Annotated in this window: 20 protein-coding genes; 5 read left to right on the top strand and 15 right to left on the bottom strand. The window is 72.4% G+C overall.

Translation table 11 applies throughout. From position 1 onward, the window contains the following. Positions 1 to 112: 112 nt before the first annotated feature. The 6 genes from AC0I8G_RS18885 to AC0I8G_RS18860 form a co-directional block, all read right to left on the bottom strand. Positions 113 to 1,195 carry a Gfo/Idh/MocA family protein gene (locus AC0I8G_RS18885; protein WP_471731317.1) on the bottom strand — a complete coding sequence of 361 codons (1,083 nt, stop codon included), beginning with the start codon at positions 1,193 to 1,195 and terminating at the stop codon, positions 113 to 115. Then, on the bottom strand, positions 1,192 to 1,968 hold the full coding sequence (locus AC0I8G_RS18880) for a ThuA domain-containing protein (RefSeq protein ID WP_471731316.1): 777 nt from the start codon (positions 1,966 to 1,968) through the stop codon (positions 1,192 to 1,194). Before AC0I8G_RS18880 ends, AC0I8G_RS18885 begins: the two co-directional genes overlap by 4 nt. 9 nt (positions 1,969 to 1,977) lie before the next feature. Continuing rightward, positions 1,978 to 2,844: a carbohydrate ABC transporter permease gene (locus tag AC0I8G_RS18875; RefSeq protein WP_471731315.1), complete on the bottom strand. Its 867-nt coding sequence runs from the start codon at positions 2,842 to 2,844 to the stop codon at positions 1,978 to 1,980. Beyond that, a complete protein-coding gene (locus AC0I8G_RS18870; protein WP_471731314.1) occupies positions 2,841 to 3,809 on the bottom strand; it encodes a carbohydrate ABC transporter permease in 969 nt (322 codons plus the stop codon). Before AC0I8G_RS18870 ends, AC0I8G_RS18875 begins: the two co-directional genes overlap by 4 nt. Next, positions 3,802 to 5,013 (bottom strand): sugar ABC transporter substrate-binding protein, encoded by a 1,212-nt coding sequence (locus AC0I8G_RS18865; protein ID WP_471731313.1) that lies wholly within the window; start codon positions 5,011 to 5,013, stop codon positions 3,802 to 3,804. Before AC0I8G_RS18865 ends, AC0I8G_RS18870 begins: the two co-directional genes overlap by 8 nt. A 117-nt stretch (positions 5,014 to 5,130) precedes the next feature. After that, the gene (locus tag AC0I8G_RS18860; RefSeq protein WP_380257873.1) at positions 5,131 to 6,150 is read right to left on the bottom strand and encodes a LacI family DNA-binding transcriptional regulator; all 1,020 of its coding nucleotides are present in this window, start codon (positions 6,148 to 6,150) and stop codon (positions 5,131 to 5,133) included. A 259-nt stretch (positions 6,151 to 6,409) separates the two neighbouring features. On the opposite strand from AC0I8G_RS18860, the gene AC0I8G_RS18855 reads away from it, so the two are divergent. Continuing rightward, a complete protein-coding gene (locus tag AC0I8G_RS18855; protein WP_471731312.1) occupies positions 6,410 to 7,621 on the top strand; it encodes a S8 family serine peptidase in 1,212 nt (403 codons plus the stop codon). On the opposite strand, the gene AC0I8G_RS18850 is transcribed toward AC0I8G_RS18855, so the two are convergent. The 5 genes from AC0I8G_RS18850 to AC0I8G_RS18830 form a co-directional block, all read right to left on the bottom strand. Beyond that, the gene (locus tag AC0I8G_RS18850; protein ID WP_471731311.1) at positions 7,622 to 8,281 is read right to left on the bottom strand and encodes an HAD family hydrolase; all 660 of its coding nucleotides are present in this window, start codon (positions 8,279 to 8,281) and stop codon (positions 7,622 to 7,624) included. It abuts the gene before it with no gap. Positions 8,282 to 8,290: 9 nt separating this feature from the next. Further along, a complete protein-coding gene (locus AC0I8G_RS18845; protein WP_471731310.1) occupies positions 8,291 to 9,181 on the bottom strand; it encodes an MSMEG_6728 family protein in 891 nt (296 codons plus the stop codon). Between the two features lie 45 nt (positions 9,182 to 9,226). Continuing rightward, positions 9,227 to 10,144 (bottom strand): D-isomer specific 2-hydroxyacid dehydrogenase family protein, encoded by a 918-nt coding sequence (locus AC0I8G_RS18840; protein WP_380257865.1) that lies wholly within the window; start codon positions 10,142 to 10,144, stop codon positions 9,227 to 9,229. 5 nt (positions 10,145 to 10,149) lie between these two features. Next, a complete protein-coding gene (locus AC0I8G_RS18835) occupies positions 10,150 to 11,235 on the bottom strand; it encodes a GGDEF domain-containing protein (RefSeq protein WP_471731309.1) in 1,086 nt (361 codons plus the stop codon). 82 nt (positions 11,236 to 11,317) lie between these two features. Next, positions 11,318 to 12,370, bottom strand: a complete 1,053-nt coding sequence (locus AC0I8G_RS18830; RefSeq protein WP_380257861.1) for a cation diffusion facilitator family transporter — start codon at positions 12,368 to 12,370, stop codon at positions 11,318 to 11,320. Between the two features lie 126 nt (positions 12,371 to 12,496). Between AC0I8G_RS18830 and AC0I8G_RS18825 the strand changes: the two genes are divergently transcribed. Next, on the top strand, positions 12,497 to 13,303 hold the full coding sequence (locus AC0I8G_RS18825; RefSeq protein ID WP_471731308.1) for a phytanoyl-CoA dioxygenase family protein: 807 nt from the start codon (positions 12,497 to 12,499) through the stop codon (positions 13,301 to 13,303). Here the strand turns inward: AC0I8G_RS18825 and AC0I8G_RS18820 are convergent. Further along, the gene (locus AC0I8G_RS18820) at positions 13,300 to 13,686 is read right to left on the bottom strand and encodes a hypothetical protein (RefSeq protein WP_471731307.1); all 387 of its coding nucleotides are present in this window, start codon (positions 13,684 to 13,686) and stop codon (positions 13,300 to 13,302) included. The two genes, AC0I8G_RS18825 and AC0I8G_RS18820, sit on opposite strands and share 4 nt — an antisense overlap. Positions 13,687 to 13,816: 130 nt before the next feature. Here AC0I8G_RS18820 and AC0I8G_RS18815 point away from each other — a divergent pair, with 130 nt between their 5' ends. From AC0I8G_RS18815 to AC0I8G_RS18805, 3 genes are all read left to right on the top strand, one after another. Then, positions 13,817 to 14,422: a nucleoside deaminase gene (locus AC0I8G_RS18815; RefSeq protein ID WP_328294338.1), complete on the top strand. Its 606-nt coding sequence runs from the start codon at positions 13,817 to 13,819 to the stop codon at positions 14,420 to 14,422. Between the two features lie 150 nt (positions 14,423 to 14,572). Then, positions 14,573 to 15,397 carry a DUF559 domain-containing protein gene (locus tag AC0I8G_RS18810; protein WP_471731306.1) on the top strand — a complete coding sequence of 275 codons (825 nt, stop codon included), beginning with the start codon at positions 14,573 to 14,575 and terminating at the stop codon, positions 15,395 to 15,397. Between the two features lie 28 nt (positions 15,398 to 15,425). Then, entirely contained in the window at positions 15,426 to 16,271 is an 846-nt protein-coding gene (locus AC0I8G_RS18805) for a hypothetical protein (protein ID WP_471731305.1), read from the top strand. A gap of 144 nt (positions 16,272 to 16,415) precedes the next feature. On the opposite strand, the gene AC0I8G_RS18800 is transcribed toward AC0I8G_RS18805, so the two are convergent. From AC0I8G_RS18800 to AC0I8G_RS18790, 3 genes are all read right to left on the bottom strand, one after another. Next, positions 16,416 to 16,661 (bottom strand): hypothetical protein, encoded by a 246-nt coding sequence (locus AC0I8G_RS18800; protein WP_328294335.1) that lies wholly within the window; start codon positions 16,659 to 16,661, stop codon positions 16,416 to 16,418. Positions 16,662 to 16,929: 268 nt separating this feature from the next. Continuing rightward, complete coding sequence (locus tag AC0I8G_RS18795; protein ID WP_471731304.1) at positions 16,930 to 18,057, bottom strand: aminoglycoside phosphotransferase family protein; 1,128 nt, start codon at positions 18,055 to 18,057, stop codon at positions 16,930 to 16,932. Continuing rightward, the gene (locus AC0I8G_RS18790; protein ID WP_471731303.1) at positions 18,054 to 19,280 is read right to left on the bottom strand and encodes a glycosyltransferase family 4 protein; all 1,227 of its coding nucleotides are present in this window, start codon (positions 19,278 to 19,280) and stop codon (positions 18,054 to 18,056) included. Before AC0I8G_RS18790 ends, AC0I8G_RS18795 begins: the two co-directional genes overlap by 4 nt. Between the last annotated feature and the right edge of the window lie 2 nt (positions 19,281 to 19,282).

The following is a 19,282-nucleotide window of genomic DNA, read 5'->3' as shown; positions in this document are numbered from 1 at the left end:
TCGTCGAACGTTCTGGGCTGGATCGTACTGACCGGTCCACACCCCCGGCACACCCCTCCGACGCGTGATCCCGCGGGGAATCCCTGCGAGATCACGCGTCGGAGGGGGTGGGTCAGCGGGTCAGGGCCTCGCGGACGGAGGTCCAGCCCTTCAGGGCCGCCGCGACGTCGGCGCGCTGCTCGTCGGCGAGGGCCTGCTCGTAGGCGCGCTGGAGCACGTCGTCCACCAGCACCCGGGTGCCCGACGCGGCGGACTCGACCGCCGCCTCGACCATGGCCAGGCTCAGGACGTTGTCGTGCACCTCACCGGAGAACGGCGTCCCGTCCTGCAGGAAGGCGGTGAACGCCGCGAGCGACCCGGCGATCTCCTTCCCGGGGTCGGTGAACGCCGCGGGCGAGCCGGGCGCGTCGAGGACGGGCACGTCGTCGCCGTTCCAGGTCGCCGTGCCGTTCGCGCCGGAGAGCCGCCAGGCCCCGTTCCACGAGGTCTCCTGGCCGGGCGCGCACCACGAGCCGGTGAAGGTGTAGCGGGAGCCGTTCGACATCTCGAAGACGGCCGCGGCCGAGGCGTCCCCGGAGTACCAGGACCACGACGGGTTCCAGGACTCGCAGTAGACGGAGACGGGTTCGGCCCGCAACAGGTACCGCGCGAGGTCGAACTGGTGGATCGCCATGTCGACGAGCAGCGGCTGGGCCATCTCCTCGCGGAAGCCGCCGAAGTGCGGCGCCTTGAAGAACTCCGTCGACAGCGACCCCAGGTCGCCGAGCACGGCGGCCTGCGCGCGGAACTCCTCGACGTGGACGTTGTAGCGCCGCGACTGCGACACCAGGAACGGCACCCCGGAGACCTCCGAGGCCGCCGCGAGCGACAACCCCTGCGCGACGGTCGAGGCGACGGGCTTCTCCCCCAGCACCGGGAACCCCGCGAACAGCGCGGCCGTCGTGACGGGGTGGTGCGCCTGCGGCACCGTCACGTTGACGATCGCCTGCGCGCCGGTCCGCTGCGCCACCTCGACGGCGTCGCGACCCGTCGCGACGTCCGGGACCCCGGCCGCGGCGAGGGCGGCGGACGCGGCGTCGAGGTCGAGGTCGACGACCCCGGCCAGTTCGACGGCCGGGTCGGCGAGGATCGTCGCCAGCCACGCCTTGCCCATGCCGCCGGCCCCGACGAGGACGACGCGGAGCGGGGCGGTCACTGCTGCCTCTCCGGGTCGAGGGCGCCCTGGTAGCCCTGGCCGTTGTAGAAGTCCTCGATGTCGTAGCGCAGCAGCACGGGGTCGGTCCGCTCGGGGCGGACCGTGACGGCCCACTCGACCGCGTTGGAGATCACCTTGCGGACTCCCTCGTGGAAGTACGTGGGGAAGTCCTGGTCACCGGGACGGAAGTAGAAGATCTTCCCGAACCCGCGCTTGAACGTGATGCCCGAGCGGAACACCTCGCCGCCGGTGAAGGAGGAGATGAAGACGATCTCGTCGGGGGCGGGGATGTCGAAGAACTCCCCGTACATCTCGTCCTCCTCGATGACGAGGGGGTGCGGGACGCCCTGCGCGATCGGGTGCGTGGGGTCGATCGTCCACAGCAGTTCCCGGTCGTGCTCGGAGCGCCAGCGCAGGGTGCACGAGGTCCCCATGAGCTTCTGGAAGATCTTCGACCAGTGCCCGGAGTGCAGGACGATGAGCCCCATCCCGGCCAGCACGTGACGGTGGACCCGCTCCACGACCTCGTCGGAGACGTCGCCGTGCGCGGCGTGCCCCCACCAGGTGAGGACGTCGGTGTCCTGCAGGACCTCCTCGGTCAACCCGTGCTCGGGCTGGTCCAGGGTCGCCGTCCGGACGGTCACGCCGGAACCGAGGTTGGCCTCGATCCCCTCGGCGACGGCACCGTGCATCCCGGTGGGGTAGCGCTGCGCCACCGCGGGTTCCAGCTGCTCGTGGCGGTTCTCGCCCCACACGGTCACTCTGATGGTCATTCGGAACTCCTAGGACTTGACGGCCCCACCCGTGACCCCGGCGGCGACGTAGCGCTGGGCCAGGACGAGCAGGGCGATGGCGGGCAGGGAGGACAGGACCGCGGTCGCCATGATCGGCGACCAGTCGGACACGAAGCTCCCGACGTAGGTGTACAGGCCGAGGGTGATCGGGCGCACGTCGGCGGTCGTGGTGAGGGTCAGGGCGAAGAGGAAGTCGCCCCAGGCGAAGAGGAACGTGAACAGGCCGGCGGTGATGAGCGCGTTGCGGCTCATCGGCAGCACGATGGAGAAGAACGCCCGGACCGGACCGGCGCCGTCCACGTAGGCGGCCTCGATGACCGAGGCCGGGATGGACCCCATGAACGCCCGCATGAGGATGATGGAGAACGGGATCCCGGCGGCGGAGTCGGCGAGGATCAGCCCACCCGTCGTGTTGAGCAGGCCGAGGTCGGTGTAGGCGCTGTAGAGCGCGTTCGCGACGACGATGCCCGGCACCATCTGGGTGACGAGGATCCCGAAGAGGATGACCGTCGCCCAGCGGCCGAACTTGAAGTGGGCCATGGCGTAGGCCGCGGGGGTCGCGATGAGGAGGCTGAACACGACCGAGCCGAGGCTGATGACCAGGGAGGTGACGAGGTTGTGGCCCTGTTCGGAGATCGCCGTGGTGTAGCCGCGCAGCGAGAAGTCGAACGGCAGCCACGGGGTCGCGACGGCGTTCCCGGCCGGCTGCAGCGACACGTTGACCATCCAGTACAGCGGGAACAGCATGAACGCCAGGATGAGGATGCCGACGACCGTGTAGACCGGTCGACGGGGGGCCTTGCCCTCGGCCCGGACCTCCGTCGTGCTGACCCGGGTGGAGATGACCGCGCTCACTCGTCCACCGCCTTCCGGTTGAGCCGCAGGTAGACCACGGCGAAGATCAGGGAGATGACGATGAGGATGTTGCCCAGCGCCGCGCCCGCCCCGAAGTCGAACTGACGGAACGACATGTCGTAGGAGAGCGTGGAGATCGTCTGCGTGGAGTTCGCCGGGCCGCCGTTGGTGAGCCCGAGGATGACGTCGAGGACCTTCAGCGTGTAGACGACCCCCAGCACGAGGACGACGGTGACGACCGGGCGCAGCAACGGCCACGTGATGTGGCGGAACGCCCGCCACCCGGTGGCGCCGTCGAGGGCACCGGCCTCGTAGAGCTCCTCGGGGATCTCCTGCAGACCGCCGTAGAGGATGGTCATGTTGAAGGGGATGCCGAGCCAGATGTTCACCCCGATCACCGCGATCAGGGCGAGGGAGGTGGAGGTCAGCCAGTTCGGTGAGGCGTCCACGCCGGGCAGGGCGGAGAGGATCCGGTTGAGAGCGCCGTTGTCGGCGTCGAGGATCCAGCGCCACACCGCGGTGCCGGCGATCATCGGGATGAGCCACGGCAGCAGGATCAGCGAGCGCAGGATCCCCGACAGCGCGAACCGCTTGTGGAAGAACAACGCGATCGCCAGACCGAGGACGAACTGCCCGGCGATGGACCCGGCGGTGAAGAGCAGGGTGTTCACGACGGAGCGGGAGAAGATCGCGTCGCCGATGACGTTGCGGTAGTTCTCCAGCCCGACCCAGGGGGCCTCGCCGGTGAAGAACGTCTTGGTCGTGTAGGCCTGGAAACCCATGATGACGTTCTTGACGACGGGGAAGCCGAAGAACAGGACGAGGTAGACGACCGCGGGGACGATGAACGCGATCTGCACGAGACGCGTCGTCAGCTTCTGCGACGGGCCCTTCCGCGGGGCCGCACCCGCCGACGGGGCCGTGGCCCCGCCGGCGGAACGACCTGGGGCCGAGACCTCAGCCATTCTGGGCCTGCGCCAGCGCGGCCTCGGGGGTCATGCCCCCGACGAGCGCGTTCTGCACCGCGGTGTAGATCTTCGTGGCGGCCTTGGGCCAGCCGTCACCGAGCTCACCGGTGCGGGCGCGCAGGTCCGGGACCTGCGTGGCGAACGCCTCGAGGTTCGGGTTCTTCGCGACGACCTGGCTGGAGAGTTCCGGCTTGGTGGGGACGGTCCCGGTGCCGGCCGAGATCGTGACCTCGTTCTCGTCGCTGTTCAGGCACTGGATGAGTTCCGCGGCCTTCTTCTGCTTGTCCTTGTCCCCGGTCTCCGGTGCGGCCCAGGCCTCGCCGCCGAACGGCGACACGACGGTCCCGCCGGCGGTGGGGGCGGGGATCGGGACGATGCCGTAGTCGAGGCCCGAGACCTTGTCCAGGGTCCCGAAGTTCCACGGACCGTTGATCATCATGGCGGCGTTGCCGGCGGAGAACTGGTCGGCGACGTCGGCCTGGGTCCAGGTGACGGTGGACTGCGAGAGCGACCCCTGGTCGAGGAGGTCCTTGACCAGCTGCAGGGCGGCGGCGGTCTGCGGGGTGTTGATGTCCTTCTCGTCCCCGCCGTTGGACCACATGAAGGGCAGGAACTGCCAGGTGCCCTCGTAGGTGTTGACGTTGGACATCGCGAACCCGTACTGGCTGCCGGCGGTCAGCGCCTTCGCGTCGGTCTTGAGCTCGTCCCAGGTGGTGGGGGGCGTGATGCCCGCGGCCTCGAGGATCTTCTTGTTGTAGAAGAGCGCGATGGTGTTCGTGACGGGCTGCAGGGCGTAGAGCTTGCCCTGGTAGGTCGAGGCCTTGATGACGCCGTCGGCGACCCCGGAAGGGTCGACGCCCAGGTCGTCCAGCGGGGCCAGCGCACCCGAGGCGGCGATCTGCTGCACGTCGGGGTTGTCGAGCATGAGGACGTCAGGCAGCGTCTTGGACGAACTCTGCTGCAGCACCTTCTGGATGAGGGTCTCGCCGGGGACGGATTCCCGCTCGATCTTCACGCCGACCTTGGTGCCGCAGTCGGTGAGCGCCGTGCCCCACAACGTCTTGTTGGGGTCGGAGTTGTAGTAGTCCAGGACGCGCAGCGTGCCGGAGTCCGACTTCGTCGCACTCCCACCGCCGCCGCCGCAGGCCGCGAGCAGCAGCGGGAGGGCCGCCAGCGCAGCGATCGCGCGGGTGCGTCCCATGGATCCTCGTCGAGCCATGTCGTTCCTCTCCTCGTGCCCACGACGTCGTGGGCGGTACTCGTCGATGCGTATCGACGATGGGGGTGGATCGGCCGGGTGGCCGAACCGTGGGGGATGTCAGTGCTGGGGACGCACGGACTGTCGTCGGGTCAGGTGGGCCGGCACCAGGCGGACCTCGCCGGGTGCCGAAGGATCGTCGAGCAGCTGGAACAACCACTCGACGGCACGCCGGGAGACGTCCCGGGGTTGTTGGGAGACGGCGGTCAGGGGCACGGCCTGCGCCTCCGCCTCCGCGTCGGTGCACAACGCCACGACGTCGACGTCCCGCCCCGGCCGCAGACCGCGGTCGAGCAGGGCACCGAGGGTCTCGGGGACGCCGTCCGCGAGCAGCAACCCGGGGACGGACCCCGAACCCAGCAGGTCGTCGAGCGCTGCGCTGATGGCGACGGAGTCACGCGGGACCTCGACCCAGCGCAGCGGAACTCCGGCTGCGGCCGCGGTGGCCTCAGCCCGACGGCGGAACCGCGGGACGTAGTTCACCCCGCGGGCCACGACCTCCGGACCCCAGCCGAGCACGACGATCTCACGCACTCCGGTGCCGATGAGTTCACCGACCAGGAGTTCCGCACCGCCGGCGAAGTCGAAGTCGATGCAGTGCAACGTGCTGTGCTCGTCCAGGGCCTCGTCCGGGTACCCGATGAACAGGCTCGGCTGGGCGATCCCGCGCGAGACCTCGGCCCGTTCGTCCTCGGCCTTGACCTCCATCACGACCATGGCGTCGGCCAGGGCGCGCCCGGCGACCCGGCGCAGGCTCTCCTTGCCCTCGGCGGCGGTCACCAGCAGCACGTCGTAGTCCCGGCGACGGGCCTGCGTCGCGATCTCGTCGATGAACGCCATGATCCCGCCGACCCCGAGGTTGGAGAGGACCGGGTGGACGATCGCGATGATGTTCGTGCGCTGGCTCGCCAGGGCACGGGCACCGGCGTGCGGTTGGTACAGCAACTGCTCCATGGCGTCCTCGACCAGACGCCGGGTCTTCTCGGAGATCGGACGCTTTCCGCTCATCACGTAGGAGACGGTGCTCTGGGAGACGCCGGCGACCTTCGCCACGTCCTTGCTCGTCGGAACTCGGGCCACGCCACCCTCCCACCCCGTGAGACGAACTCCGACGTCCTCGTCGATGCGCTTCGTCGATGCGTATCGGAAGTTAGTCGACGCACCGCCGTTCCGGCAAGCACTTCACTCCGGTGCAACCGAACGGTGACCAGGAAGCGGTGGCCGGAACACGCCCGGCCGAGCCGTACGGCCATCCGGGTCGAGGCGGACCCACCCGTCTCAAGCGACCGTGTGAGACCGTCGATGCACGGGGAGTCTCGCCCCGACCCAGGGAGTCCCGTTGCCCCAGTTCCTCCGCACCGCCACCGTCGCCTCCGCGCTGCTCGCGCTGACCCTGGTGCCGGGCTCCGCCGCGCACGCCGTGGAGATCACGCCGGCCGACGGTCCCGGGGTCCAGGTCGACGCGCTGCGCTGGGTGGACGGACGACCCCAGCTGGAGACCCGGACCGCCACCGACCCCGCCGCCGCCCAGCGGCTGGCGGCGACGATGGAGGCCGACCCCGCGGTGTCCGCCGCCCAGGTGCGCACCAGCTACGCGCTGGCGCCCACGGGCGCCACACCCCTGACGGGCCGCACCCTGAAGGCGACCGACCCGTACCTGTCCTACGCCTACCACCTGGGCTCGATCCACGCCTACGACGCGTGGCCCACCACCCGGGGCACCGGGCTCACCGTCGCCGTGCTCGACTCCGGTGTCGACGCGAACCAGCCCGACATCGCCGGCCGGGTGATCGACGGCGGGAACTTCGCGGCCGGCACCGACATCGGCGAGCACGGCACCGAGGTCTCGACCGTCATCGCCGGCGCCTACCAGAACGCCTACGGCGCAGCGGGGGTCGCGCCCGACGTGAAGATCCTCGCGATCCGGGTCTGCGAACCCGAGGGCTGTGCGAGCGACGCCGTCGTCGAGGGCATCACCGCGGCCGTCGACCAGGGTGCCGACGTCGTCAACCTGTCGCTGGGTGGGGAGACCTACAACAGCACCACCGCCGCCGCCGTGGCCTACGCGATCGGCAAGGGGGTCGTCGTGGTCGCCTCCGCCGGGAACTCCGGCGACACCGGGAACCCGCTGGAGTACCCCGCCTCCTACCCCGGCGTCATCTCCGTCTCGGCGTCCACCAGCACCGGGACCCCCGCCCCCTGGGCCCAGCACAACACCCTCGTCGACCTCAGCGCCCCCGGCGACAAGATCCCCGTCGGGAAACCCCTGAGTTCCGGCCGGTACGTGTACGCCTCCGCCTCCGGGACGTCCTTCTCGGCCCCCCAGGTCTCCGCCGCCGCGGCCCTGGTCCGCTCCGTCGCGCCCCGGGCCAGCGTCGCGCAGGTCGAGGACGTCCTGCGGACCACCGCCACCCCCGAGTCCTGGGACGGCGGCTACGGCACCGGGATGCTGGACGTCGGCGCGGCCGTCGCCGCGGCGAAGGCGAGCATGACGGCCTCGGCGCCGACCGCGACCGTCACGATCCCGCGGCGCACCCGCACCCTGCGCTGATCAGGAGGGGCGGGACAACGGCGTCCCGTCCAGGCCCTCCAGCAGGTCCGGCAGCGAGTCGAACACCGCGACCGCACCGGCAGTCGTCAGTTCCTCGGTGGAGAAACCCCCCGTCCGGACGGCGACCGCGGTCATCCCCGCGTTCCCCGCCGCCTCGAAGTCCCACGTCGAGTCCCCGAGCACGACCCCCGAGGAACCCCCGACCCGCTGCAGCGCAGCGTGGAAGAGGTCAGGGGCGGGTTTGGTGCTCTCGGCGTCCTGCGAGGTGGTCCAGCCGTCGACGAGGTCCCGGGCCCCCATCAGGTCGAGGTAGCCCTCCACCTGGTCCTGTTGCCCGGAGGAGGCGAGGACGACCTTCCAGCCCCGCCGCCGCAGCTCCACCAGGAGGTCGCGAGCGCCGTCGAAGGGCTGGACCTCGCCGAACATCGGCTCGAACTCCTCCGTCCAGGCGTCCCGTGCGGCGTCCCCGTGGGCGCTCTCGAACTCCGCCCCGGCCACGGCGGGGACGAGCTGGTCGCCGCCCATCCCGACGGCGCGGTGGATCCGCCAGACCGGCAACGTCAGGTCGAAGCGCCGGAAGGCGCGGAACCACGCGAGGGCGTGCTGGTAGTTGGTGTCGACGAGCGTGCCGTCGACGTCGAGCAGGGCGGTGTCGGACAAGGGGTCTCCTCAGGCGGCGAGCGGAACACTGAACAAGGGGCGGGGATCCTGCAGCAGGGCAGGGGGTTCGACGTCACGACGGGCGGCCCGGCCACCCCAGCGGACCTTCCGGCGGTGGCGCGCGAGAACCCCCTTGCGGGCGTCGAACTCGTACTCGCCGACGACCTCGCCGAGCAGCAGCGCCTGGTCGCCCTCGATGGGTAGGGCCACCTCGGTCCCGGGGTCGAGTTCGTGGACGAAGGTGTCGAGGACCCGCAGCGCCTTGCCGGGTCGTCTCCCGGGGGCGACCTCCCGGAGCAGGTCGCGCAGGGACGCGCCCGCCGCGGCACCGCGCACGTCGACGTCGATGCCGGAGTCCACGCCGAGGCCCACGACGCCGTCGGTGAGGAACTCCCCCACGACCGCGGGCGCCCCGCGCACGATCCACACCAGCCGCCCGGCGGGGCGGACCGGCGGGGCTGGCGAGGGCGGGTCCGGCCACACGTAGGGCATCTCGGGTTCGTCGCCGAAGAGGGGCCGGTAGAACCCGGGGTCCTTGCGCAGCAACGCGGAACGGTGGCTGCGGTGCAGGTCCTCGTCGCCCAGCCAGGGCGGCATCAGGTCGGCGAGCGCGGACTGCGGGCGACCCACGACCTCGGGGGCGAACTCCGCGATCTGCGCTCCGGTGGTGTCGGCGCGGCCGGTGGCGGTCCACGCGTCGACGACCGCGAGGCCGTAGGCGACCAGGGCCGGGGTGCACCCCCGCCACATCCGCACCGCCGGGTGGTTCACCCAGCCGTAGTCGGGCAGTTCGAGGGCGCGCAGGACCTGCAGCGTCTCCACGCGCTGCTTGCCCAGCCGCGGACCGTCGAGGACGGCCGCGGACCGGGCGAAGTCGGCGTAGGGGAGGAACGTCTGCACGGGACCACCGTGACGCGCGGGGCGGGACCCCGCACGTCGGAGGGATCAGTAACCGCGCTCGGGGTCGACCAGACCCAGCAGTTCCTCACCGGCGGCGAAACGACGGACGTTCTCGGTGACCCGCTCGGCCAGCGCGCCGACCCGCAGCACGCTCGGGTTGGTCGAGTGCGGGGTGATGATGCAGCGGGGTTCGGTCCACAGCGGGTGGCCGTCGGGCAGCGGTTCCGGGTCGGTCACGTCGAGGGCGGCCCCGGCGATGGTGCCGGCGGCGAGCGCCGCGACGAGGGCGTCGGTGTCGACGAGGGAACCGCGGGCGATGTTCACCAGCCACCCCTGCGGGCCCAGCGCGGCGAGCTGCTCGGCCCCGACGAGGGCCTTCGTCTCGGAGGTCGCCGGAGCGGCGAGCACGACGTGGTCGGCGGCGGCGAAGACCTCGCCGACGCGGTCGGCGGGCAGCGTCTGCGCTGCGCCGTCCACGGGAAGACCGCGGCGGGTCACGGCGATGACCTCCGCACCGAGCCCGACGAAGGCCGGGATCATCGCGGTGCCGATGCCGCCGGCGCCGATGATCGCGATGGTCGAGCCGCGCAGGCTGGACTGGACGCCGTCCAGGGTCTCCGGGTCCCACGTCGAGAGCCGGGCCGCGCGCCCGATCCCGCGGACCCCGGCGAGCAGCAGCGCGACGGCCCCCTCGGCGACGGAGTGCGAGTACGCCCCGGCGGCGGAGGTCCAGGTGCGCGAGGCGTCGATGACGCCCGCGGCGACCCAGCTCTCGATCCCGGCGGAGGGCAGCTGCACCCACGTCACGGAGTCGGGCAGTTCGGGCAGGTCCCCGTGCCCGCCGCTGACGACGACGGCTTCGGCGTCCGCCAGCGCGACGACCGTGCCCCCGCCACGCTCCACGGCCTCGACCAGCAGCGGGTTCTCCTGCGGTCCGACGAAGACGGCGGGGGTGGTGGGCATGGGGGCTACTCCTCGAACAGGGCCTCGGCGGTGGTCGCGTCAACCCTAGGCCCCCAGCCCTGCGCCGCTTCGGCGCTCCGGGTGCAGTCGCGTCCGGCGGCCTTCGCCGCGTACACGGCGGCGTCGGCCGCGACGAGGGCCTGCTGGGCGCCGGTGTCCGCGTCCAGCGTCGCGCAGCCCGCCGAGAACGTCGCAGCCCCGCCGAGTTCCCGCCAGGAGCCGCGCAGTCGTTCGACGACGTCGATCGCGACGTCGGTCCCGCTGCCGTGCAGCAGGAGGACGAACTCCTCGCCACCGAAGCGGGCGGCGTAGTCACCGCGCCGGAGCCCCGTGGTCAGCATCGCGCCGAACTCCCGCAGCACCTGGTCGCCGAACGTGTGACCCCGGGTGTCGTTGAGCTGCTTGAAGTGGTCGAGGTCGCAGACGACGACGCTGTCCCCGGGGACGAGCAGGGCCATCCGGTCCTCGAGGTCGCGCCGGTTGCCGATGGTGGTGAGGGGATCGGTCCGCGCGTCGCGTTCCAGCCGGTCGGAGGCCGCCCGCTGGCGGCGGCTCATCGAGGCGAGCAGTTCGGCCACGAGGACCCACACGCAGGCCATGACCACCGTCCGCACGGCGACCTGGGCGCTGAGCTGCTCCGAGGTGAGCAGGTAGAGCGGGAGCGCGGCGGGCAACAGCCAGTAGGCGCTCCGCGGCGGCAGGAAGAGGCCGGCGAAGACGAAGTCGAGGACGAAGAGCGGGACGTAGGCGCCGTCGACGCGTTCGGTGCTCACACCGACGACGGCCAGACCCAGCATCTGCACCAGGGGGAAGAGGACGGGACCATAACGGCCGAGCCGCCCCCACGGCACCGCGAGGCTGGCCACCAGCAAGGCCGCGTCGGCGGCCGCGACGGCCAGCACGACCATCCAGTCCGCGGCCGTCGGCACGAGCAGCGGGACGGTCAGGAGCACGAGCAGACCGGTGACGGCCAGCACCGCGCGACCGGCGACGACGGCCGGGGCGCCGACCAGCCAGCGTCCGGGCAGGCGCTCGACGAGGCGACGCCACCACGGACGCGTGATCACCGTCCCGGACGGATCCCGCGCCACGACCCCACCTCCTGGAACGCTCGACGCCCCACCCTCCCACCACCTGCGGCCCCGGTGTCCGGGGGTGCCGGTGAGCGGGAACTCACTTCCGCAGGGTGCGACCCGTCCGGGTGCGGGCCTGCGGCAGGGGCTGGACGGCGGCGTCGGGGTCGAGGAGGTCCGCCGCCTCACGTTCGGTGACGGCGAGACGTTCCCGGGCCGCGGCGTCCGCGGACGCCGTCACCCGGCTGGGGTCGAGGAACACCTGGGTGATCGTGGGAACCCGCCGGCGCATCTCTTCCTCGGCGCGAGTGCAGAGCTCCTCGATGGCGCGCGAGGTGAGTTCCTCACCGAACTGGACGCGGGCGGCGACCAGGACGCCGCTCGGCCCGAGCTGCATCGTGAGGACCTCCTGGATCCGCACGATCCCCGCTTCGGCGCCGAGGACCCGGACCACCGCGACGCGCACCGCCGGGTCGGCGGCCTCACCGATGAGGAGTTCCTTGGTGTCGCGTCCCAGCAGGAACGCCACGACCCCGAGCAGCGCACCGATGACGATCGAACTGATCGCGTCGTAGACGTTCGAGCCGGTGACCTGGTGCAGGATCGTCCCCGCGAGCGCCACCAGGACGCCGAGGACGGCGATGCTGTCCTCGCTGGCGACGGTCTTCACCGTCGGGTCCGGTGAGCGGACGACGTAGGTCAGGACTCGCCGCTGCGCGGTCGAGGCCTCGCGCGAGACCTGCCGCAGCGCCTTCAGCAGCGAACCCCCCTCGAGCACGATCGAGATGCCGAGGATCACGTAGATCACGATGAAGTGCTGCGTCGACATCGGTTCGGCTTCGCCGGTGAGCGAGGAGATCCCCTCGTAGACCGAGAACACCGCTCCGGACAGGAAGATCCCGACTGCGGCGATGAGGGACCAGAAGAACCGTTCCTTGCCGTAGCCGAAGGGGTGGGTCCGGTCGGCGGGTCGGTCGGCCCGGCTGAGCGAGAGCAGCAGGAACGCCTCGTTCATCGTGTCCGCGATCGAGTGGGCGGCCTCGGCGAGCAGCGCGCTGGAGCCGGTGACCGCCCCACCGATGCCCTTCGCGATGCCGACGCCGACGTTTGCGAGCAGGGCGACCAGCACGGTCCCCTTGGTTTCTTCCGCCACGGCCGAAGCTTCCCCCGGGCAACGGCCGTCCGCGCGGTGGCGGGACGGCATCCCTCACGGAGTGTCACTAGCGCCCCACGGTGAGACAGCACTACGGTGCCGCAGGAGCAGCGACGAGGGAGGCACGTGCGCAGGCGAGGAGAACCGCGGACCCTGTCCCCGGAGGCGCGGCGGGTCGTGGCCGACCTGGACCGCGACGGCGTCGCCAGCACCAGCGTCGAGGCCCTCCTCGGCAGCGCCGCCCTGCTCGAGGACGTCCTCTCGCGCACCGACGACCTCATCGCCGACCAGTCCGCCGACATCGTGCGCCGCCGTCGCCTCGTCGCCGGTGGCGAACCCACCGGCTGGGCCGGACCGCTGCACGACCCGCACGCCGTCGAACTCCTCGGCGCCCACCCGCCCGTGGACCCCGAGGACCCCTACACGCGCTTCCTGCGCCACTCCCAGGTCGCCGGGGTCGCCGGCGCCTACTGCCGTCGCGACGTGCGCGTCCTGGACATGAACGGCCTGCTCACCCTGGCCGCGGCACCGGTCCGGCCCACCGACTGGGCACGGACCGCCGCCGGCCCCTCGCTCGAGGTCGCCCTGCACCTGACGGGCGTGGACGAGGGCACCGGCCCGCTGCACTACGTGCGGGCCTCGCACCGCCGGCGCGGCGCCCGGCGGGTCCGTCACCTCGAACGCAGCGGGCACCGCCTCGAGGACCCCGACCTGCTGCGGGAGTTCGGCGACGCCGCCCACGTCGTGCTGCACGGGGGCGCGGGCACGGTGGTCTTCTTCGACCCCCGCGGCCTGCACCGCACCGGACGCCCCACCACCCGCGACCGCCTCGTCCTGCACGGACGGTTCGCCACCCGCAGCGCCGACCGCACCGTGCTGCTCCCCGCGGACGCGGGGCCGCGCAGCGCGCTCGCCGACTCCGCGCTGGCCTAGCGTCCGAGCAGCTTGTCGATCAGGCGGGCGAAGAAGCCCTTCCTGACCGGCTCGACGACGGGCGCGGCGACCGGTGCCGCGGGGGCCTCGACGCGCACCGGCGGGACGACGCCCGCGCTGCGGGGGGCCTCCACGACCGGGGCGGGCTCCACGACGACGGGCTTCGCGACGACGGGCTTCGCGACGACGGGCTCGGGGGCCTCGACGACCTCCTCCTCGTGCACGCGGGCGGGGCTGCTCAGCGTGCCCTTGAGCTCCTGGTCGGGGGTGTAGCTCGCCTCACCGAGGATCGACGCGGCGAAGAGCAGCGCGGAGGCCTGGACGGGCGCGACGGTCTGCGCGCCGCGGACGGCGGTGTCCGGGGTTTCGTCGATCGTGGACATGCAGGCGTCTCCCCTGGTGCGGCCGGTCACCCCGACGGTGACCGCTGATCCCCTCATCGACCCTCGCGCCGCGGCGCTGGAGCGACGGGACCGGCTACCACCCGGATAGCCGCACTGGGATCCTCCCCCCATGGACACCTCGGCCCTCAGCCACTCCTTCACCATCGCCCTCCCCGCCTGGGTCGACGACGAACTCGCCGACGTCCCCGACGCCCTGGCGACCCGCGAGGACCGGATGGCCCTCGTGCACCGCCTCGCCGCCCGCAACTTCCGCGAGGGCAACGGCGGCCCTTTCGCCGCCGTGGTGGCCGACTCCACCACCGGGGAGATCGTCTCCGTGGGCGTCAACGTCGTCCTCTCCACCGGGATCTCCTCCGGGCACGCCGAGGTCACCGCCCTCGGCCTGGCCCAGGCCCGCACCGGGTCGTGGGACCTCGGCGCCGACGGTGCCCGTCGCGAGCTCGTCGTGAACTGGCGTCCCTGCGCCCAGTGCTACGGAGCGACCCTGTGGTCCGGGGTCCGCACCCTCGTCGTCGCCGGTTCCGGCCCGGAGCTGGAGGAGATCAGCGGTTTCGACGAGGGCCCCGTCCGCGACGACTGGGCCGAGCAGTTCGAGGCCCGCGGCATCGCCGTCGTCTCCGACGTGCTCCGCGAGGAGGCGCTGGCCGTCTACCGCGACTACGCCGCCCACGTCAGCGCCACCGGCGCGACCGTCTACAACGCCCGCAACGACTGACCCCACGGTGGTTCTGCAGCCATCGGCCGACACGCCGCGCGGGACCCCCGCTCCGACGGCGTGTCGGCCGATGGCTGCAGAACCACTGCGGGCCAACGACTTGTCCACAGGGCCCCCGCCGTCGAGCCCCGGATCGTCCACCCTTGAGCGGTGGATGCGGACGCGGCGGTGGGCCGCTGCGGGGGTGCTGCGCGCTGGGACCGGCTGCGCCACCTGACCACCGCGGATCGACTTCGCACCGCGGTCCGCCGAGGGGTGCTGCGCCGTCCGCTGCCCGGGCTCTACGCCCTCCCGGGGTGCCCGGCCGACGTGCTCGCTGCCGCTGCCGTCCGGGGCGTCCGCTCCTGCCACACCGCCGCGACGGCACTCGGCCTCGCCGTGGTCGATGCGCCCCCGGTTCCGCACGTGACCGCCGGCCGCGGTTCGACGACGGTCTGGCGCGCAGCCCTGGTGCACCGCCGCGACGTCACCGACCTGGACGGCTGCACCGATGTCCTCACCACCGTCCTCGACTGCCTGCGCTGCCTGCCACGTCGCACCGCCCTGGTCCCCCTCGACGCCGCCCTCGCCGCGGGCCGCGTCTCCTGGGAGGACCTGAACCTCGCCGCGAAGGGGATGAACCGCAACGACGACCGCCGGAAGCTGCTGGCCATGGCGGACGAGAAGTCCGGCTCCCCGCTGGAGTCGATCGGGCGCTACGACCTGCTGGAGGCGGGGTACTCCCTGCAGACCCAGGTGGTGCTCGACCCCGCAGGACGGGTCGACTTCCTCGTCGACGGCTGGCTGGTGGTCGAACTCGATGGTCGCCGCACCCACGACGACCCCGTGCAGTTCGCCGAGGACCGCCGCCGCGACGCCGAACTCACCCGCCGGGGGTTCGTCGTCCTGCGCTTCACCTGGACGGCCGTCGTCCGGCGCCGGGAGTGGTGGCTGCAGGTGGTCGCGGACGTCCACGCCCGGGGCCCGCGCTCATGAGGGCCACCCCGCGGCCGATGGAGGGGACGTGCGTGCACCCGAGTCCGAGGAGCTGCGCCCCGGGGACTTCGTGAAGGTGCGGGGCACGACGAACCCCGCCCACCACGGCGGCCGGGCCGTCGTCGTCGCCGTGCACCGCGCGCCCGGCCCGCCCTGGCACGTCGTCTCGCTCGACGTCCGCTACTCCGCCCGGGGCAGCGCGCTGCGGGTCGACCTCGGGGAGCGCGGCGAGCTCGCCCGCTGGGACACCCCGTGGCAGCCGGAGCACACGGTCGAGGACGAACCGCACGACTTCCTCTCCCCCGGGGCGGCCGACGCCTCCGCCCCCGTCTCCCGGCGAAAGCTCGTCGTCGGCGCGCTCGCCGTCCTGCTGCCCCTGACCGCACTGGGCGTCTGGGAGCACGACCGTCCCGACACCGACCCCAACCCCGTCGTCGTCCAGCGGGCCTTCCAGGAAGGGGTCCGCGGGACGGGCACCGCGACCGCTTCGACGTCGCTCCCCGCCCCGACGCCGACCGCGACGACCCGGACCGCGGCGGCCGAGGTCGTCGTCGCCTGGGCGGCCGGCCCGGTGCCCGTGGTGGCCGGCGCCGACGGCTCGAACCCGACCCCGCTGGCGGGGGTCCTGCCCGCCGAGGGGTGCCGCGACGCCTACGTGCACGACCTGATGTCGTACCTGCCGATGGGCCAGCGCGTCGACGTCGCGGGTGCGGGCTGGTACCGCACCGACGACGGGATCGACGTCAACGCGGAACTCGTCCGCACCGGGGTCGCCGTCCCGGACGCCACGACGGCCGGTTCCAGCGCGACCGACGCCGCGAACCTGGCGGCCCTGCAGGACCTGGCGGCCGACGCCCCGCACGACTGCAGCTGACCGGGACTCCCCGAACCCGTTGCGCTGGACGGTCGCGCCGCCAGAGCGGTCGGGAAGACGTCGTGCTCTGCACCCGCCACCGGCGTGAGCACGACGTGCGGAGGGTTCGCCTCCCACGCGAGGCGGACCCTTCGCACGACGGCGTCAGAAGCGGTCGAGCCCCCCGGCCCGGAACTTCGGCTTGAGCACCCGGCTCTGCTCGCGTTCGTGCTTCGCGCGGAGGGCCCGGACCTGCTGGGCGGAGACCCGGAGCCGGCCGGCGAGCTCGGGGTCGAGGGACTCGACCTCGACGGCCAGGCTCGAGAGCTTCTCCGGGTCAGCGTGCGTCGAGCTGTTCTTCGCCTTCTTGAGTTCGGTTTCGGCGTCCTTGAGCAGTCCTGCGTCGGTCATGACTGCCACCTTGCCTCACCCACCGGACGAGTGAGTACCGGAAGAGCGACGTGGCGCCGCCCACCGGCGTCCGATGCGTCCAGATCCCGGCTGCCCAGCACCACGCGGCCCTGCGCGCTGGTGGCCGGCGACCTCGGACGTCGAAGTGCGGGAGATCACCGAGCTTCACCGCGTGCTGGTGGCTCGCAGACGCCGGCCACTCACCCCCGTCAGCAGGCCACCGCACACCAGCTCGACGGTCTCAAGGACCTGGCTGCGGGTTGTCAGGTCAGACCGCAGGAAGATCAGACCCACGATCGACAAGAGCACCATCAGGGACCCGGAGACGACGACTCGAAGCCCGGACGGCGCACGGTCGTCCCGCTGTCGTCGAGAGCACCCGACCGAGGTTGTGCTCGGCGATCCCGGCCATGAACTCCACGTCGGGGAACCCGGTGTCGATGAGTCGCAGCGGACCCTCGACCAGCGACAGGTGCAGCGCCAACCGGTACAGCTGCAGCCGTTCCTCGTCCAGGTCCGGGATGCGCAGCGCCTCGTAGTGCTCGTGGAACCGCATCTCCAGGAACGCGTGCTCCCACTCCACGTCGGCCCACATCAAACCCTCCAGGTCGATGAGCACCGGCCGGCCGGTGGAGTCGATGAGGACGTGGTCCGGGCCGAGCTCGCCATGGGTGAGGCTGTGGGTGGACCCCTCACGCGGCTCGACGGCCGCGGCGCGCCGGCGCAGCGCGTCCTCGACCCGCTCGGCTGCTGCGGCCAGGCGGGGTTCGCGGACAGCGACGGCCACCAGGTGGCGCAGCGCCCGCTGCAGCACGACCTCGTGGAACGGGACGGTCTCCGCACCAGTCATCGGTTCTCCACTGCGCCCGTCGGCGACCTTGCCGTAGCGGCTGCTCGTGGTGGTAGCCATCCGCAGCAGGAAGCCCTTGAGTTCGGCCAGGAGCGGGACCGCCGAGACCGGATCGTCGGCGAGCACCGCCTCCAGTGAGCGACCGGTGACGTCCTCGACGACCGCGCAGTCCGCAGGCAGGTCCGCACCGCGGTGCTCGGCGTGCAGCACCGCGGGGACGCGCACGTCGACGGCCCTGAGGTGTTCGTAGGCACTGGTCAACAGGGTCATCCCGTTCGCCGGCGTGAACGGCTCGACGTCCGCCGCCGGGTCCGTCGAGGTGCTCCACCAGTCCTCGTCCTCGTGCCAGACGTAGAGCACGACCGAGGTCCCGGTGGTCGTGGTGACCCGGAAGACGCCCTTCTTGGTGCCACCACGGAGGCGCTCCACGTTCTCCACCTGCACCGCTCGCCCCAGGGCGGTGGTGCACAGGCGTTCCACGGTCGAACGGTTCAGCAGCTCCTGGTCCACCGACCACTGCCCACCGGTCGGCGTCGACCGGGTCACCTCCGGCGACCCCGACGGACCGGCCCAGTTCCGGCGGAGCGCGTGACGCTCTCGAGCGCCGCCTCCACGAGTTCCCCGACGGCGCCGGGCGAGTAGTTCCGTTCGACGTGCGCCCGCGCCCGCGGCGCGAGTTCTGCCCGGAGTTCCAGACCCTGCAGCACCGCCGCGGCGAGGTCCGCGGGTCCGGTGGACGCGGCGATCGTGCGGGGGTCCAGCGAACCTGCGACCTCCGGGTTCGCCCCGACGGGGGTCGCCACGACGGGGACCCCGCTGGCGAAGGCCTCGACGGTGACGATGCCGAAACCCTCCATCTCCAGGGTGGGCAGCACGAAGAGGTCCGCGGCCCGGTACAGCTCGGGCAGGTCCGCGTCGGCCACGAAACCGGGGAACACCACGTGATCGGCGATCCCGAGTTCGCGGGCCCGGCGACGGAGTTCCTCGGCGAGGTACCCGGTTCCGCCGACGACGAGCTGCACCCCGGGGTGTTCGGTCCGCAACGCCGGCACGGCGGCCAGCAGGTTCTCCAGCCCCATCCGCCGGACGAGGCGCCGCACGGTCAGCAGCACCGGTGAACCCGTCAACCCGAAACGAGCCCGGGCCGCGGCTGCAGAGCCGGGCGCGAACCGGGGCAGGTCAACGGCGAGCGGGACGACGTCGACGCGGGCCCGGACCCCCGGGTGCACCTGCTGCAACAACCGCCGCACGTACCAGCTCGTCGCCAGCGTCCGGGCGGAACCCTCGATCGCGACGCGTTCGGCCCGGCGGGTGAGGTCGGCGACCGCTCCGGACGTGACCCGGACGAAGGGGTACTTCCCGCCGGCCGCGTCGAGTCGCACCTCGAGCGAGGACGGCGCGTGGAAGCGGAGCACGGTGCGCTCGCCGAGCCCCGCGCGGACGGCGGCCGCGGCGTGGAACGTCGAGTGGGCGTAGACCGCGTCGAAACCCTCGCGGGCGTCGAGCGAGCGCAACCACCCCGGGACCTGCAGCGTCGTCGTCAGCGGGTGCGCGTAGTAGCCGCGGCTCCCCCGCGCGGGGGCCGGGTGGCGCAGCAGACGGTAGTGCCCCCGGTCCTCGACGAGGGGCCGGGCCGGGTCGTGCCGGCGGACGAGGAGCGTGACCTCGTGACCGCGGCGGGCGAGTTCGTCGACCTCGACCAGGACCGAGGACGCCACCCCACCACGGTGCTCGGGCGGAACTCCGTCGGTGATCACGAGCAGGCGCACAG

The sequence above is a fragment of the Kineococcus sp. AC630 genome (assembly GCF_979255925.1).
This window is presented reverse-complemented; position numbering and strand designations above follow the sequence as displayed.

Bases quoted from the DNA above. Each gene is read 5' to 3' on its own strand.
- AC0I8G_RS18880 (WP_471731316.1), bottom strand. From the start codon at position 1,968: ATGACCATCAGAGTGACCGTGTGGGGCGAGAACCGCCACGAGCAGCTG.
- AC0I8G_RS18870 (WP_471731314.1), bottom strand. From the start codon at position 3,809: ATGGCTGAGGTCTCGGCCCCAGGTCGTTCCGCCGGCGGGGCCACGGCC.
- AC0I8G_RS18800 (WP_328294335.1), bottom strand. From the start codon at position 16,661: ATGACCGACGCAGGACTGCTCAAGGACGCCGAAACCGAACTCAAGAAG.
- AC0I8G_RS18820 (WP_471731307.1), bottom strand. From the start codon at position 13,686: ATGTCCACGATCGACGAAACCCCGGACACCGCCGTCCGCGGCGCGCAG.
- AC0I8G_RS18840 (WP_380257865.1), bottom strand. From the start codon at position 10,144: ATGCCCACCACCCCCGCCGTCTTCGTCGGACCGCAGGAGAACCCGCTG.
- AC0I8G_RS18815 (WP_328294338.1), top strand. From the start codon at position 13,817: ATGGACACCTCGGCCCTCAGCCACTCCTTCACCATCGCCCTCCCCGCC.
- AC0I8G_RS18865 (WP_471731313.1), bottom strand. From the start codon at position 5,013: ATGGGACGCACCCGCGCGATCGCTGCGCTGGCGGCCCTCCCGCTGCTG.